General features: G+C 63.8%; 12 protein-coding genes. 6 read left to right on the forward strand and 6 right to left on the reverse strand.

Annotated elements, in window-relative coordinates:
- Nucleotides 1-40 precede the first annotated feature (40 nt).
- A complete protein-coding gene (locus tag B3397_RS21200) occupies nucleotides 41-1,480 on the forward strand; it encodes a TolC family outer membrane protein (RefSeq protein ID WP_296253748.1) in 1,440 nt (479 codons plus the stop codon).
- A 188-nt stretch (nucleotides 1,481-1,668) separates the two neighbouring features.
- Here B3397_RS21200 and B3397_RS21205 read toward each other — a convergent pair whose 3' ends face one another.
- The 6 genes from B3397_RS21205 to B3397_RS21230 form a co-directional block, all read right to left on the reverse strand.
- Nucleotides 1,669-2,814: an IS481 family transposase gene (locus B3397_RS21205; RefSeq protein WP_296253750.1), complete on the reverse strand. Its 1,146-nt coding sequence runs from the start codon at nucleotides 2,812-2,814 to the stop codon at nucleotides 1,669-1,671.
- A 350-nt stretch (nucleotides 2,815-3,164) separates the two neighbouring features.
- Complete coding sequence (locus B3397_RS21210) at nucleotides 3,165-4,943, reverse strand: acyl-CoA dehydrogenase C-terminal domain-containing protein (RefSeq protein WP_296253751.1); 1,779 nt, start codon at nucleotides 4,941-4,943, stop codon at nucleotides 3,165-3,167.
- A gap of 268 nt (nucleotides 4,944-5,211) precedes the next feature.
- On the reverse strand, nucleotides 5,212-6,486 hold the full coding sequence (locus B3397_RS21215; RefSeq protein ID WP_296253752.1) for a GGDEF domain-containing protein: 1,275 nt from the start codon (nucleotides 6,484-6,486) through the stop codon (nucleotides 5,212-5,214).
- Between the two features lie 170 nt (nucleotides 6,487-6,656).
- The gene (locus B3397_RS21220) at nucleotides 6,657-8,462 is read right to left on the reverse strand and encodes a phenylacyl-CoA dehydrogenase (protein WP_296253753.1); all 1,806 of its coding nucleotides are present in this window, start codon (nucleotides 8,460-8,462) and stop codon (nucleotides 6,657-6,659) included.
- Nucleotides 8,463-8,655: 193 nt separating this feature from the next.
- Nucleotides 8,656-9,405, reverse strand: coding sequence for a TOBE domain-containing protein (locus B3397_RS21225; RefSeq protein WP_296253754.1), 750 nt, complete (start codon nucleotides 9,403-9,405; stop codon nucleotides 8,656-8,658).
- Between the two features lie 9 nt (nucleotides 9,406-9,414).
- On the reverse strand, nucleotides 9,415-10,146 hold the full coding sequence (locus B3397_RS21230) for a ComF family protein (RefSeq protein WP_296253755.1): 732 nt from the start codon (nucleotides 10,144-10,146) through the stop codon (nucleotides 9,415-9,417).
- 103 nt (nucleotides 10,147-10,249) lie between these two features.
- Between B3397_RS21230 and bioB the strand changes: the two genes are divergently transcribed.
- The 5 genes from bioB to bioD are packed head-to-tail and all read left to right on the forward strand — an operon-like array spanning nucleotide 10,250 to nucleotide 14,755.
- Nucleotides 10,250-11,308 (forward strand): biotin synthase BioB, encoded by a 1,059-nt coding sequence (bioB, locus tag B3397_RS21235; protein ID WP_296253756.1) that lies wholly within the window; start codon nucleotides 10,250-10,252, stop codon nucleotides 11,306-11,308.
- A gap of 53 nt (nucleotides 11,309-11,361) precedes the next feature.
- Nucleotides 11,362-12,534 (forward strand): 8-amino-7-oxononanoate synthase, encoded by a 1,173-nt coding sequence (bioF, locus tag B3397_RS21240; protein WP_296253757.1) that lies wholly within the window; start codon nucleotides 11,362-11,364, stop codon nucleotides 12,532-12,534.
- Nucleotides 12,527-13,258, forward strand: coding sequence for an alpha/beta fold hydrolase (locus tag B3397_RS21245; protein WP_296253758.1), 732 nt, complete (start codon nucleotides 12,527-12,529; stop codon nucleotides 13,256-13,258). Before bioF ends, B3397_RS21245 begins: the two co-directional genes overlap by 8 nt.
- On the forward strand, nucleotides 13,251-14,075 hold the full coding sequence (gene bioC / locus B3397_RS21250) for a malonyl-ACP O-methyltransferase BioC (protein ID WP_296253759.1): 825 nt from the start codon (nucleotides 13,251-13,253) through the stop codon (nucleotides 14,073-14,075). The genes B3397_RS21245 and bioC overlap by 8 nt, the downstream gene beginning before the upstream one ends.
- A complete protein-coding gene (gene bioD, locus B3397_RS21255) occupies nucleotides 14,075-14,755 on the forward strand; it encodes a dethiobiotin synthase (RefSeq protein WP_296253760.1) in 681 nt (226 codons plus the stop codon). Before bioC ends, bioD begins: the two co-directional genes overlap by 1 nt.
- The last annotated feature ends 3 nt before the right edge of the window (nucleotides 14,756-14,758 follow it).

Below are 14,758 nucleotides of genomic sequence, written 5' to 3' on the forward strand. Positions count from 1 at the left end.
GCCCTGCCCCAGACACTCTTTTCAGACCAAGGATTGCCCCATGCTGCGCACACTCTCGCTGGCCCTGGCCGTTTCCAGTGCAATTCCAGGCCTGGCATTGGCGCAACAGGCGCCGCTGGCGAGCATGACCGACCTGGTCAGCGTCTACCAGGAAGCGGTGCTCAACAACGCCGACCTCGCTGCCTCTCGCGCCGACTATGCGGCCCGCAGCGAACTGGTGCCCCAGGCCCGCGCCGGGCTGCTGCCCAACCTGTCCGGTGGCATGGACGTGAACAACACCCGCACATCGCTGGATCAGCCCTCGGCGGTGTACAACCGCAGCGGCACCTCGTACCGCGCACAACTGAGCCAGCCCTTGTTCCGCGCCGACCGCTGGTTCCAGCTCAAGGCCGCCAAGGCCGTGGATGAGCAGGCGGCACTGGAGCTTTCGGCCACCGAGCAGAATCTGATCCTGCAAAGCGCCGAGAGCTACTTTTCCGTGTTGCGCGCGCAAGATAACCTGGCCACCGCCAGGGCCGAGGAAAACGCCTTCAAGCGCCAGCTGGATCAATCCCAGGAGCGCTTCAACGTCGGCCTGTCGGACAAGACCGACACCCTGCAATCCCAGGCCAGCTACGACACTGCGCGGGCCAATCGGATCATTGCCCAGCGCCAGGTGGACGACGCGTTCCAGGCGCTGATCACCCTGACCAACCGCGAGTACAACTCGATTCAGGGCATCGTCCACACATTGCCGGTGCTGGCGCCGATTCCCAACGACGCGCGGGCCTGGGTGGACACGGCGTCACAGCAGAACCTCAACCTGCAGGCCAGCAACTACGCCGTTGATGCCGCCGAAGAAACCCTGCGCCAGCGCAAGGCCGGGCACGCGCCCACGGTGGACGCCGTGGCGCAGTATCAGAAGGGTGACAACGACAATCTGGGGTTCAGCAACCCGGCGCCTATCCAGGGCGTGTCCTACGGCAGCGACGTGTCCCAGCGCAGCATCGGCGTACAGGTGAACATCCCGATCTACAGTGGCGGACTGACCAGCTCCCAGGTACGCGAGGCGTACGCACGGCTGACCCAGAGCGAGCAGCAACGCGAGAGCCTGCGCCGCCAGGTGGTGGAAAACACCCGCAACCTGCACCGGGCGGTGAACACCGATGTGGAGCAGGTACAGGCGCGCAAGCAGTCGATCATCTCCAACCAGAGTTCGGTAGAGGCCACCGAGATCGGCTATCAGGTGGGTACGCGCAATATCGTCGATGTACTGGATGCCCAGCGCCAGCTGTATGCCTCGGTACGCGACTACAACAACACGCGCTACGACTACATTCTCGACAACCTGCGGTTGAAACAGGCGGCGGGGACATTGAGCCCGGGGGATCTGCAGGATCTGGCGCGGTACCTCAAGGCTGACTACAACCCGGACAAGGACTTCCTCCCGCCGGATCTGGCGAAGGCAGCGCAGGCGTTGTTGAAGCCGGCGGGGAAGTAGGGTGGGGGATGTGGGGGGATGGGTGGCGTCTGGTCCCCTCACCCCAGCCCTCTCCCTGGGGGAGAGGGAGCTAAAAGCAGATCACCTATATCCGCAACACCACCGTACTGCCCCCTCTCCCTCAGGGTGTTCGTACCGGAGACATGGTGGACACTTTTTCCCCCCTCGTTCGGAGACATGGTGGACAGTTAGCGGAGCGATTTCCCTGATATTACAGTCTTGGCCTGCCTGTCAATTTGAGCGATACGATGTCCTGCCCACAGGACATCGTATTTGCCATCTTCACGACCTTCCATGATCCCAACCCGCTCTCCGATAAAGGCTCTGCCCAAGCGCAGCACACAGCCCTCCCAGTAGATTTCTCCCTTGCCTTGGACCTTCCTTACATCAGCGCCCCGGTCGTACTCGATTTCTGGCTGGTGCTCCTGGTAACGCCGCAGACTGGGCGTGTAGCGCGACGCCGGTACCATCAGCCCGATCGATTCGTGGGGACGCTCGTTGTTGTACATCTCTCGCCAGATATCCAGCGTCTGCTGCGCGGTCACCAGATCGATCAGGCAAAGCCTGTCGAGTAACTCCATTTTCAGTGAGCCGTGTAACCGCTCAAGCTTGCCTTGAGTTTGAGGGTGATAAGGGCGCGAGTGCCCGACCTGTATGCCTTGGCGCATGAGCCAGACTTCAAGCCAGGTGTAGGCGTCAGGCTCGTCGCCCCAAGGCGCGCCGTTGTCCATCATCATGCGCCTGGGAAGCCCGCTACGGCGGAACAGCTCGATCAGATGGCCCTGCACAGTGCGCGCTCGCTCGTCGCCACAGGCCGCGATCGCCAAGGAAAAGCGGGAGTGGTCATCCAGCACGGTCAGGGGATGGCAGCGACCAACGCGCATCGGCACGTGGCCCTTGAAGTCCATCTGCCACAGGTCATTGGGTCGCTCATGCTCGAAGCGGATAAACGGCTTGATAAGCGCGGCAGCTGGATCTATGCGCTCGTTGCGTTTAAGGATGGCGTGCACCGTACTGACGGCGGGCATTGCGTGGTTGCGCGCCTCAAGGAAGCTTTTGAGCTTGCGAGCGCCCCAGCCTGGGTGCTCGATGTTGAGCGCAAGGATGAGTCGCTCGGCCTCGACAGTGGACTGATTAGGTGAGGACCGCGGACGCCGAGAGCGCTCCTCCAACCCTTTCTCCCCGAGACTCTCGAATCGACGAAGCAACTTGTAGCCAGTCGTGGGACTGATACTGAACTGCTTGCACAGGGCCCTGAGGTTAGCTCCAGGGGCCTGCGCCAACGATACGAATGCGGTGCGAAGTTGCACGGCGGACACCTCTTTCCAAGACACATCACATCTCCTAGTGAGCGATGCGTCATATTAAAAAGTGTCCACCATGTGTCCGAACAATGTGTCCACCATGTCCCCGGTACGAACACAGGGAGAGGGCTGGGGTGAGGGGATCAGACCCCACCGATCCAAACCCAAACCCCAGAAAAAAGAAAACCCCGCCGAAGCGGGGTTTTGCAGACTGTTTCCCAAGACATCCATTTCCATCCGCCACCCTGGCAGAAATCCTACGTGTCCCTGTTATCTCTAGGCGCATCCTGCGCTACGTCCTTGGAAACAAGATTAACTTCGGATCCAATCCAGCGATATAGCCAAACGACACCACGATATGTAAGCCAAAGCTTACATCGTTAGAACTGCTCCGCTTCCAGGTGAAACAGCGACTCGCTCCCGGCTTTCACCGATGCCGTCAGCGAATGGATGCGTGGCAACAGCCGGGCGAAATAGAATCGTGCGGTGCCCAGCTTGCTGGCATAGAAGCTGTCCTGGGATTCCTTGCCCAGCGCCGCTCGGGCCATCAGCGCCCACATGTAGGCGTAGGCGGTGTAGCCGAACACCTGAAGATACTCCACAGACGCCGCGCCGATCTCGCTGGGGTTGCTGCGCGCTCGGTCCAGTACCCAGTTGGTCAGGTCATCGAGGTTATCCACAGCCGCTGCCAACGGTCTGCTGAACTCGGCGAGCGTGCCGTCGGCACTGGCGATGAACGCGCGCATTTCGTCGGAGAACAGCTGATAAAACGCCCCACCCGAACCCACTACCTTGCGGCCCATCAGATCCAGAGCCTGGATGCCGTTGGTACCCTCGTAGATCTGGGTGATGCGCACGTCGCGCACCAGTTGCTCCTGACCCCATTCACGGATATAGCCATGGCCGCCGAAGATCTGCTGGCCATGCACCGTGGTTTCCAGCCCCAGGTCAGTGAGAAATGCCTTGGCCACGGGCGTCAACAGCGCCACCAGGTCTTCGGCGCGCTTGCGCGTGGCGGCATCCTCGCTGTATTTGGCCGTGTCCAGTTGCATGGCGACATAGGTGGAGAAGGCTCGACCGCCTTCGTTGCTGGCCTTCATGGTCAGCAGCATGCGGCGCACATCGGGGTGCACGATGATCGGGTCTGCGATCTGCTCCTTGTTCTGCGCACCGCTGGGCGAGCGGCTCTGCAGGCGGTCGCGGGCGTATTCCACGGCGTTCTGATAGGAGCGCTCAGCCGACGCCAGGCCCTGGATGCCGACGCCCAGCCGCTCGTAGTTCATCATGGTGAACATGGCCGCCAGGCCCTTGTTCGGCTCGCCAACGAGGTAGCCGACAGCGCCGTCGAAGTTCATCACGCAGGTGGCCGAGGCCTGGATGCCCATCTTGTGCTCGATCGAGCCGCAGCTCACGGCGTTGCGGGCGCCCAGGCTGCCATCGGCGTTGACCATGAACTTGGGCACGAGCAACAGGGAGATACCCTTGGGGCCGGGGGGTGCGTCGGGAAGCTTGGCCAGCACCAGGTGAATGATGTTTTCGGTGAGGTCGTGCTCGCCACCGGTGATGAAGATCTTCGTGCCGCTGACCGTGTAGCTGCCGTCGGCCTGGGGTTCGGCCTTGGTGCGGATCAGGCCCAGGTCGGTGCCGGCATGGGCTTCGGTCAGGCACATGGAACCGGCCCACTGGCCCGAGTACATGTTGGGCAGGTAGGTGGCCTTGAGTTCTTCGCTGGCGTGAGCGTTGATGGACAGGCAGGCGCCGGCGGTCAGCATCGGGTAGAGGCCGAAAGCCAGGCTGGCGGAGTTGACCATTTCCTCGACCTGCGCGGAAACCACCTTGGGCATGCCCATGCCACCGTGCTGCGGATCGCCGCCCACGCCAACCCAACCGCCTTCGGCGTAGGTGCCATAAGCCTGGATGAAGCCGGCCGGGGTGGTGACCACGGTGTCGTTCCAGTGGCAGCCTTCCTCGTCGGCGCTGCGGCTCAGCGGCGCGATGGTTTTGCCGGTGACCTTGCCCGCCTCCTCGAGGATCGCGTCCATCGTTTCCACATCGACCGCCTCGGCCAGGCCAGGCAGTTGCGCCCACAGGCTGGCGACATCGAAAACTTCGTTGAGAACAAAGCGCATATCGCGCAGGGGCGCTTTATAGTCAGCCATGGCAACCTCGCAAAGGAATCGGGACACGGAATGGCGCCAGTGTAGCCCAACAACTTTTTGGAGACATAGCGTCCGTTTATGACTGATAGGTCAGGATCAGTCAGGGGTTGGGTGGGGGATCTTGCGGACGCCATCGCGGGTAGAACCCGCTCCCACAGAGGGGGTTGTGTAAACCCTGCAAATGGACCAGGCCCACCCAAATCCCCTGTGGGAGCGGGTTCTACCCGCGATGGGGCCGGAACAGACAACGGATGCCCCCTCCTGCCGATCAGTGCCTGACCGCTCCCCGCCGGTTCTGCTGGAAGGCCACCACGCAGTTACGCCCTGCGCTCTTGGCCGAGTACAGCGCCTGGTCAGCGGACTTGAGCACCTCTTCCGGCCCCCGGTGTTCCAGCAGGCGCTCGGCACCGCCGATACTGATGGTCACCGACACACTGTCCGAGCCGGCACCGCGGCGGCGTTGGCGACCCTGCTGGTCATCATTGGGGCGATCGGCGTTGCGCAGCCGAATGTTATAGGTGGCGATCGACTCGCGCACCGCCTCCAAGTGCGGCAGGCACTCTTCCAGGGTCTTGCCAGCGAATACCAGGGCGAACTCCTCGCCGCCATAGCGATAGGCGCGTCCGCCGCCGGTCACCTTGGACAGCTTGCTGGCCACCAGCCGCAACACCTGATCGCCGACGTCATGACCATGGGTGTCGTTGAATTTCTTGAAGTGATCCACATCCGTCATCGCCAGCACATAGTTGCGCCCCAACCGCTGCATCCGCTCGTTCAACGCTCGGCGTCCCGGCAACCCCGTCAGCTCGTCGCGAAAAGCCATTTGATAGGCCTCGTGGGCCACCGCCACGGCGATCATCAACATGACCTGGCTGCACATGATGTTGAGCGTGAACGGCAGGATGAAGGTTTTCGGCAGGGCCCAGAACAGGCCCAGCAGACCTACCCACTGCGCCGCATGCAAGGGCCGCGGCTGGCGCACGTACTGCACCGCAAGCACCACGAAGGCGATGAAGAACGTTGGGTAGGCCAACTGGATCAGGCTCATCCATTGACCGTGCAGGGCGGGCCAGCGAATTTCTGCCAGCCAGTTGAGCAAGGGCTCGGGGAAGCTCTGTTCCAGCCCCAGGGCCACACCGCCCACGGCCAGCAACACGGCAACCCGCGCGACCATGTCCTGGAACAGGTGCGTGCGTTCCTGCCAGGCCGCGTACAGCCCATACAGGATCGGCAGCAGCAAGCAGCACAGATGGAACACCACGGCGGCGTCGTCGCGCAGGCTCGCATTGTCACGGTAGTAGTCGGTCTGGGTGTCGAGCAGGTAGTAGGCGATATACACCGTCGCCATCAGAAACAGTTCGCGCTGGCGACGGTATACGGCGCAGTACGTACCGCCGAGCAGCAGCACCAAGGTGGGCAGCACATTGAACAGTGACGTGAAGAACACATTCAGATCACGGACGTAAGCGGCCGCCAACCCGGCCAGCAGCAACAGCAGCGAGGGCAGGAAGTGGCTCAGACGTATGGCGGTTGAACGTGGCAAGGGTTTGCTCCGACCCGGCAGATCCAGTATGGCATTGTGCCTGCATTTGTATCGGCCGGGTGCGGAAATTGTTGAATCATGCAAACCAAAACGGCGGTGACCGCAGCGATGGCTTGCGCCCCGCTGCGGTCACCGCCGCATGAACCTGCCCAGGCAGGTCAAAGCCGCCGTCAGTAGGACAGGCCGAAATGTTCCTCGTCCATGTCCATCAGGTTGCCCGCGCCCGAAAGCATGGTCGCCACATGGGCACGGGTGCGTGGCAGGATGCGCTGGAAGTAGAAGCGTGCAGTTTGTACCTTGGCCTTGTAGAAGGCCGCATCGCCCTCGCCCGCCGCCAGCTTCTCGCTCGCCAGGCGCGCCATGTCGGCCCAGAAGTAGGCCAGGCAGGCGTAGCCGGAGTACATCACGTAGTCCACCGACGCCGCGCCGACTTCCTCGCGGTCCTTCATGGCCGCCATGCCGACCTTCATGGTCAGTTCGCCCCATTCCTTGTTCAATTGCGCCAGCGGCGTGACGAATTCGCTGACCGCTTCGTTGCCTTCGTTGGCCTGGCAGAACTTGTGCACGATCTTGGTGAAGCCCTTGAGCGCCTCACCTTGGGTCATCAGGACCTTGCGGCCCAGCAGATCGAGCGCCTGGATACCCGTGGTGCCCTCGTACAGCATGGAAATACGGCTGTCGCGCACGTTCTGTTCCATGCCCCACTCGGCGATGAAACCATGCCCGCCGTAGATCTGCACGCCATGGTTGGCGGCTTCGAAGCCCACTTCGGTCATGAACGCCTTGGCGATCGGGGTCATGAAAGCCAGCAAGGCGTCGGCGCGCTTGCGCTCTTCCTCGTCCTGGCTGTACTTGAGCACATCGACCAGCTTGGCGGTGAAGTACACCATGGCGCGGTTGCCTTCGGCGAACGCTTTCATGGTCAGCAGCATGCGCCGTACATCGGGGTGCACGATGATCGGGTCGGCGGCCTTGTCCGGCGCCTTGGGGCCAGTCAGGGAGCGCATCTGCAGGCGGTCACGGGCGTATTTCAGACCGCCCTGGAACGCCACTTCGGCGTGGGCCAGACCTTGCAGCGCGGTCCCCAGGCGTGCGGTGTTCATGAAGGTGAACATGCAGTTCAAGCCCTTGTTCGCCGGGCCGATCAGGTAACCGGTGGCGGCGTCGAAGTTCATCACGCAGGTGGCGTTGCCGTGAATGCCCATCTTGTGTTCCAGCGAGCCGCAGTTCACGGCATTGCGCTGGCCAACCGAACCGTCGGCGTTGGGCAGGAACTTGGGCACGATGAACAACGAGATGCCCTTGGTACCGGCCGGGGCATCGGGCAGGCGGGCGAGCACGATGTGGACGATGTTGTCGGCCATGTCGTGTTCACCGGCCGAAATGAAGATCTTGGTGCCGGAGACCTTGTACGAGCCGTCGGCCTGAGGCTCGGCCTTGGTGCGCAGCATGCCCAGGTCGGTACCGCAGTGCGGCTCGGTCAGGCACATGGTGCCGGTCCATTCGCCGGACACCAGCTTGGTCAGGTAGGCCTCCTGCTGCTCTGGGGTGCCGTGCGCGGAGATGGTGTTCATGGCGCCGTGGGACAGGCCGGGGTACATGCCCCAGGACCAGTTCGCGCCACCGACCATTTCACTGACCGCCAGCCCCAGCGACTCGGGCAGGCCCTGGCCGCCGTGGTCGACATCATGGGCCAGGCTCGGCCAGCCACCTTCGACGAACTGTTGATAGGCCTGCTTGAAACCGGTGGGGGTCTTCACCCCTTCCGGGCTCCAGGTGCAGCCTTCGATATCCCCCACACGGTTCAGCGGCGCCAGCACCTGCTCACAAAACTTCGCGCCTTCTTCCAGGATCGCATCGACCATGTCCGGCGTTGCGTCCTGGCAACCTGGAAGGCTTTGATAGTGCGCCTCGTAGCCAAGCAGTTCGTCACGTACGAAGCGAATATCACGCAAGGGGGCCTTGTAATCAGGCATAGCGAGAAACCTCTGCAGATGAATTCCGGGGGGGTTTGACCTGCGACACGTTGCCGCTATCAAACAGCTGTTTGAAACATACGTTTACGCTGTTTCAAAGTCAATACCCGCCTGACAAGCAGCCGGGGCCGCCTCTCGCAGTGCAGCGACGAATGATAAACACCGGGTGTTTCGAGGCGCCGGAGCGCGAACGCTAGAGCGGCGTGCCGAGCAGCACGTGGGCGGGGTCGAAGCTTACCGAGACCGCCTCGCCCACTTTGACGGCGCACGCCTGGGCCAGTGCACACAGCGTCTGACCATTGGCCAGGGTCACGCGGATTTCGCTGGGGCCCTGGGCGTCATCGAGTATCTGCTCGACATGGCCGCGAAGGTCGTTGCAACCGTGGGCGACCGCCTGCCCCACGGGCTGCACGTGCAACCAGCCCGCCTTGATCAGCGCCACCACGGCAGTGCCCGCTTCCAGTTCCAGGGTCAGGGTGCTGTCATGGGTAATCTGCGCGCCGAGGCTGAAGCCGCCGCCCAGGTCCAACGTGATCAGATCGTTGCGGCCCTGGCTGACGATGCCTGCGACGCGGCCGTGCAACTGATTGCGGGCGCTGGTGCGCAGCATAAGGCGACCGAGCAGATCCAGATCGCCGGCATCCTCGGCGGCCACCAGGACCTGAGCCTGCAGCGCCTGCAACTTCTGGTACAGGCGCAGCACCCGTTGTCCTTCGCCAGAGAGCCGCGCCCCCCCGCCCCCCTTGCCGCCCACCACTCGCTCGACCAGCGGGGTGAGTGCCAGGTTGTTCAGTTCATCGATGGCATCCCACGCGCCTTTGTAACTAAGCCCCGCGGCTTTGGCGGCACGGGTGATCGAGCCCTGCTCGGCGATATGGCGCAGCAACTCGATGCGTTGCGGGCGGCGGGCGATATGTTGGGTCAGCACTGTGGGCAAGGTCATGGAACAAGGCTACTCGGGCTTGGGCGTGCGCGCCAGACAGTAAACATCGACACGGGCCGCGCCAGCGCTGCGCAGCAGGGTCGCCAGGGCCTGGGCGGTGGCCCCTGTGGTCAGCACATCGTCCACCAGCGCCACGTGCAGGCCTTTCACGCACGCCCCAGGGCGCAGCGCGAAGGCCGCCTGCAGGTTGCTTCGCCGCGCCTTGGCCCCCAACTCTTGCTGGGCCTGGGTTTCCCGCGGGCGCTGCACCAGGCTTGCGTCGCAAGGGATATGCAGCGCCGAAGACAGCCAGCCGGCGAGCATCTCGGCCTGATTGAAACCTCGCTGGCGCAGTCGTTTGCGGCCCATGGGCACAGGGAGCAGCCACTGCGGCCGAGGCAGGTCCTCGTTGAAACGATGAAGCAGCCAGTGCCCCAGCATTTCGGCCAACCAGCGCCCGTACGGCCACTGGCTGCTGTGCTTGAAACGGCTGATCAGGCTGTCGATGGGGAAGCCGTAATGCCAAGGCGTTTCGACCTTGGTAAAGGCCGGTGGCCGACGCCGGCACGGGGCGCAGGTCAGCCCGGCCATTGCCAGCGGCAGCGCGCACACCGCGCATTGCTCGTCGAGCCAAGGCAATTCGCGCTCACAGGCTTCGCAGGCACCGTAGGGGTTATCGGACGGCTCATCACACAGCAAACAAACCTGAATGTTTTTTAACCAGTTGTAAACCTGACTATTCCATAGCGGTTGACAGCCCATAACGCTTCCTTAATCATGCCAGCATTCGACTCAATAGCCGTGCCGCGCCTGTGGACATTCCACCGTTCCTTGCGCCAGCCCAAGCATAAACAAGGAATCGCCGATGAGCGCCAGCACAACTGCAACCCTTCGTCACGACTGGACCCTGGCCGAGGTCAAGGCGCTGTTCGTGCAGCCGTTCAACGACCTGCTGTTTCAGGCGCAGACCGTGCACCGTGCGCATTTCAATGCCAACCGCGTACAGGTCTCGACCCTGCTGTCGATCAAGACCGGTGCCTGCCCCGAAGACTGCAAGTACTGCCCGCAGTCGGGCCACTACAACACCGGTCTGGAAAAAGAAAAGCTGATGGAAGTGCAGAAGGTGCTCGAGGAAGCCGCTCGCGCCAAGGCCATCGGCTCCACCCGCTTCTGCATGGGCGCGGCGTGGAAGCACCCGTCGGCCAAAGACATGCCGTACGTGCTGCAGATGGTCGCTGGGGTCAAGGCGATGGGCCTGGAGACCTGCATGACCCTGGGTCGCCTCGACGAAGACCAGACCAAGGCGCTGGCCGACGCGGGCCTGGACTACTACAACCACAACCTGGACACCTCGCCGGAGTTCTACGGCAGCATCATCACCACCCGCACCTACGGCGAGCGCCTGCAGACCCTGGCCTATGTGCGCGATGCGGGGATGAAGATCTGCTCAGGCGGCATCCTGGGCATGGGCGAGTCGCTGGACGATCGCGCCGGCCTGCTGATCCAGTTGGCCAACCTGCCGGAGCACCCGGAATCGGTGCCGATCAACATGCTGGTGAAGGTCGCCGGTACGCCGCTGGAAAACGCCGAGGATATCGACCCCTTCGACTTCATTCGCATGCTGGCCGTGGCGCGCATCCTGATGCCCCAGTCCCATGTGCGCCTGTCAGCTGGCCGCGAGGCGATGAACGAGCAGATGCAGGCCCTGGCGTTCTTCGCCGGTGCCAACTCGATCTTCTACGGAGACAAGCTGCTGACCACCGCCAACCCGCAAGCCGACAAGGACATGCAGCTGTTCGCCCGTCTGGGCATCCAGCCCGAGGCCGGCCAGGAGCACGCCGATGAAGTGCATCAGGCGGCTATCGAGCAGGCATTGGTAGAACAGAAAAGCAGCGAGCTGTTCTACGACGCCGCTTCGGCGTGATCGACACGCCGGCTTCTGAAGCCGGCGTTCATTTCCCAGTCATCGAGGCCCCCATGCCCTTCGATCTCCAGGCGCGCCTGGCCGAACGCCGTGCCGCCGATCTGTACCGTCAGCGGCCCTTGCTGCAAAGCCCACAAGGGCCGCAGGTGGTGGTCGACGGCCAGCCACTGCTGGCTTTCTGCAACAACGACTACCTGGGCCTGGCCAACCATCCGCAGGTGATCAAGGCCTGGCGCGATGGCGCCGAACGCTGGGGGGTGGGCGGCGGTGCATCGCACCTGGTCATCGGCCACAGCAGCCCCCACCATGCGCTGGAAGAGGCGTTGGCTGAACTCACGGGCCGACCTCGGGCGTTGCTGTTTTCCACCGGTTACATGGCCAACCTGGGCACGGTCACCGCGCTGGTCGGGCAAGGCGACACGGTACTGCAAGACCGTCTCAACCATGCCTCGCTGCTGGATGCGGGCCTGCTCAGCGGCGCTCGTTTCAGTCGCTACCTGCACAACGATGCCGGCAGCCTGAGCAGTCGGCTGGACAAAGCCTGCGGCAACACCCTGGTGGTGACCGACGGGGTGTTCAGCATGGACGGCGACATCGCCGACCTGCCGACCCTGGCCGCCACCGCCAAGGCCAGGGGTGCATGGCTGATGGTCGACGATGCCCATGGCTTCGGCACGCTGGGCGCCACAGGCGCCGGCATCGTCGAGCATTTCGGCCTGGGCCTGGACGATGTGCCTGTGCTGATCGGTACGCTGGGCAAGGGTTTCGGCACTTCGGGTGCGTTCGTGGCCGGCAGCGAGGAACTCATCGAAACCCTGGTGCAGTTCGCCCGCCCCTATATCTATACCACCAGCCAGCCACCGGCCCTGGCCTGCGCCACCTTGCGCAGCCTGGAACTGCTGCGCAGCGAACACTGGCGCCGCGAGCACCTGGCCGCATTGATCGCCCAGTTCCGCCAGGGTGCCCACCAGCTGGGCCTGACGCTGATGGACAGCTTCACGCCCATTCAGCCTATCCTCATAGGTGACGCACGGCGGGCCCTGCAGCTGTCGCGTCTGCTGCGCGAGCGCGGCCTGCTGGTGACGGCCATCCGCCCACCGACGGTGCCTGCCGGCAGCGCCAGGCTACGGGTGACCCTCTCGGCGGCCCATAGCGAGGCGCAGGTGCAACGGCTGCTCGAAGCCTTGGCCGAGTGCTATCCGCTGTTGGAGGCTGACCATGCGTGATCGTCTGATCCTGTTGCCTGGCTGGGCACTGGGAACCTCGCCCCTCGAACCTCTGGCCGCTGCGCTGCAGGGCCTGGACGCGCATTTGCGCGTGCACCTGCAACCTTTGCCCGAGCCCGACAGTGCCGATCTCGAGGACTGGCTCGACGAGCTGGACGATGCCATACCCGAGGATACCTGGCTGGGCGGCTGGTCCATGGGCGGCATGCTTGCCGCCGAACTGGCGGCGCGCCGAGGTGATCGTTGCTGCGGGCTGGTGACCCTGGCCAGCAACAGCCGCTTCGTCGCCCACCACGATTGGCTCAGCGCCATGCCTGAGGCAACCTTCACGGCCTTCCTGAGCGGTTGCGAAGTTGATCCGAAAGCCACCCTCAAGCGCTTCGCCTTGCTCTGCGCTCAAGGTTCACAGGATCCGCGCGGACTCTCTCGCCTGCTCGGCGCCGCCGCGCCGCTGGCCACTGCAGCGCATCTGGTCGACGGCTTGCGCGTGCTGGCCAGCCTGGATACCCGCGCGGCACTGCAACGCTTTGCCGGGCCCCAACTGCACCTGTTCGCCGGACAGGACTCGCTGGTACCTGCCCAGGTGGCAGGCGAACTGCTGGCGCTGTTGCCCGATGTCGAGATCGGCTTGATCGAGCAGGCCAGTCACGCCTTCCTGCTGGAGGACCCGCATGGGGTGGCCGGCGCGATCCAGGCGTTTCTGCATGAAAGTGGGGATGATTGAAATGAATGTGCTTCGCACAATCGAGGCGCCGGACAAACGTCTGGTGGCGGCGTCTTTTTCAAAGGCGGCGGCCAGTTATGACAGCGTTGCGCAATTGCAGCGTGACGTGGGTCATGCGCTGCTGGACCGCCTGCCGGCCGATCTGCAACCCTCGCGCTGGCTGGACCTGGGCAGCGGCACCGGTTATTTCAGCCGGGCGCTGGCGCAGCGCTTCATGGGCGCCGAAGGGGTAGCACTGGATATCGCCGAAGGCATGCTCGCCCATGCCCGTCCACAGGGCGGCGCCCACTGCTACGTGGCCGGTGACGCCGAGCACCTGCCGCTGCGCGATCAGAGCTGCGGCCTGATCTACTCGAGCCTGGCCGTACAATGGTGCAGCGATTTCGCCGCGGTGCTGGCCCAGGCCTGGCGAACCCTGCAGCCGGGCGGTGTATTGGCCTTCGCCAGCCTCTGCGTGGGCACGCTTGGCGAACTGCGCCAGAGCTGGCGAGCGGTCGATGGCATGGTCCACGTCAACCGCTTCCGCGAACTGGACGAGTATCGGCGCCTGTGCGCCGCCAGCGGCCTGCAGGTGCTGAGCCTGGAAAGCCTGCCGCACGTGCTGCACTACGCCGACGTGCGCGGCCTGACCCATGAGCTCAAAGCCCTGGGCGCGCACAATCTCAACCCCGGGCGCCCTGGCGGCCTTACGGGGCGCGCGCGCATGCTGGGGCTGATCCAGGCCTATGAAGCCTTTCGCACCCCGGCGGGGCTGCCAGCGACCTACCAAGTGGTCTACGCTGTGCTGCGCAAACCCGCCGACCAAGGACACAGTTGATGAGCGCCAGTTACTTCATCGCCGGCACCGATACCGATATCGGCAAAACCACCGTGGCTGCCGGCCTGCTGCACGCCGCAGGCTTGAAAGGCCTGAGCACCCTGGGCGCCAAGCCGGTGGCTTCAGGTTGCGCGGTCACGCCCAAGGGCTTGCGCAACAGCGATGCGCTGTCGCTGATGGCCGAAAGTTCGATCAAGCTCAAGTACGAGCAGGTCAATCCGGTCGCCTTCGAGCCGGCCATCGCACCGCATCTGGCGGCCCGCGAAGCCGGTGTCGCACTGACCGTCAGTTCGCTGCTGACGCCCATGCGCCAGGTGCTGGCGCAGAACGCCGACTTCACCTTGATCGAAGGCGCTGGGGGATGGCGGGTGCCACTGTCCGACCAGGCCAACCTGTCCGACCTGGCCATGGCATTGAAGCTGCCGGTCATCCTCGTGGTCGGCGTGCGCCTGGGCGCCATCAGCCATGCCCTGCTCAGCGCCGAAGCCATCGCCCGCGACGGCCTGCACCTGGCCGGCTGGGTGGCCAATATCGTCGACCCGAAGACCGCGCGCCTGGAAGAAAACCTGGCCACCCTGGCCGAACGCCTGCCCGCCCCGTGCCTGGGCCGCGTCCCTTACCTGAAAAGCCCCACGGCGCAGACAGTGGCCGAGTATCTGCATCTGGATCTGATTTTGTAGCGG

Origin of the sequence: Pseudomonas sp. UBA4194, assembly GCF_002379585.1 — a bacterium.
GTDB lineage: Bacteria > Pseudomonadota > Gammaproteobacteria > Pseudomonadales > Pseudomonadaceae > Aquipseudomonas.

What these genes read in the sequence shown, in the direction of transcription:
- B3397_RS21200 (WP_296253748.1), top strand. Translation starts at nt 41, where the DNA reads ATGCTGCGCACACTCTCGCTGGCCCTGGCCGTTTCCAGTGCAATTCCA.
- bioF (WP_296253757.1), top strand. Translation starts at nt 11,362, where the DNA reads ATGCCCTTCGATCTCCAGGCGCGCCTGGCCGAACGCCGTGCCGCCGAT.
- bioD (WP_296253760.1), top strand. Translation starts at nt 14,075, where the DNA reads ATGAGCGCCAGTTACTTCATCGCCGGCACCGATACCGATATCGGCAAA.
- B3397_RS21230 (WP_296253755.1), bottom strand. Translation starts at nt 10,146, where the DNA reads ATGGGCTGTCAACCGCTATGGAATAGTCAGGTTTACAACTGGTTAAAA.
- bioC (WP_296253759.1), top strand. Translation starts at nt 13,251, where the DNA reads ATGATTGAAATGAATGTGCTTCGCACAATCGAGGCGCCGGACAAACGT.
- B3397_RS21245 (WP_296253758.1), top strand. Translation starts at nt 12,527, where the DNA reads ATGCGTGATCGTCTGATCCTGTTGCCTGGCTGGGCACTGGGAACCTCG.
- B3397_RS21225 (WP_296253754.1), bottom strand. Translation starts at nt 9,405, where the DNA reads ATGACCTTGCCCACAGTGCTGACCCAACATATCGCCCGCCGCCCGCAA.
- B3397_RS21220 (WP_296253753.1), bottom strand. Translation starts at nt 8,462, where the DNA reads ATGCCTGATTACAAGGCCCCCTTGCGTGATATTCGCTTCGTACGTGAC.
- B3397_RS21210 (WP_296253751.1), bottom strand. Translation starts at nt 4,943, where the DNA reads ATGGCTGACTATAAAGCGCCCCTGCGCGATATGCGCTTTGTTCTCAAC.
- bioB (WP_296253756.1), top strand. Translation starts at nt 10,250, where the DNA reads ATGAGCGCCAGCACAACTGCAACCCTTCGTCACGACTGGACCCTGGCC.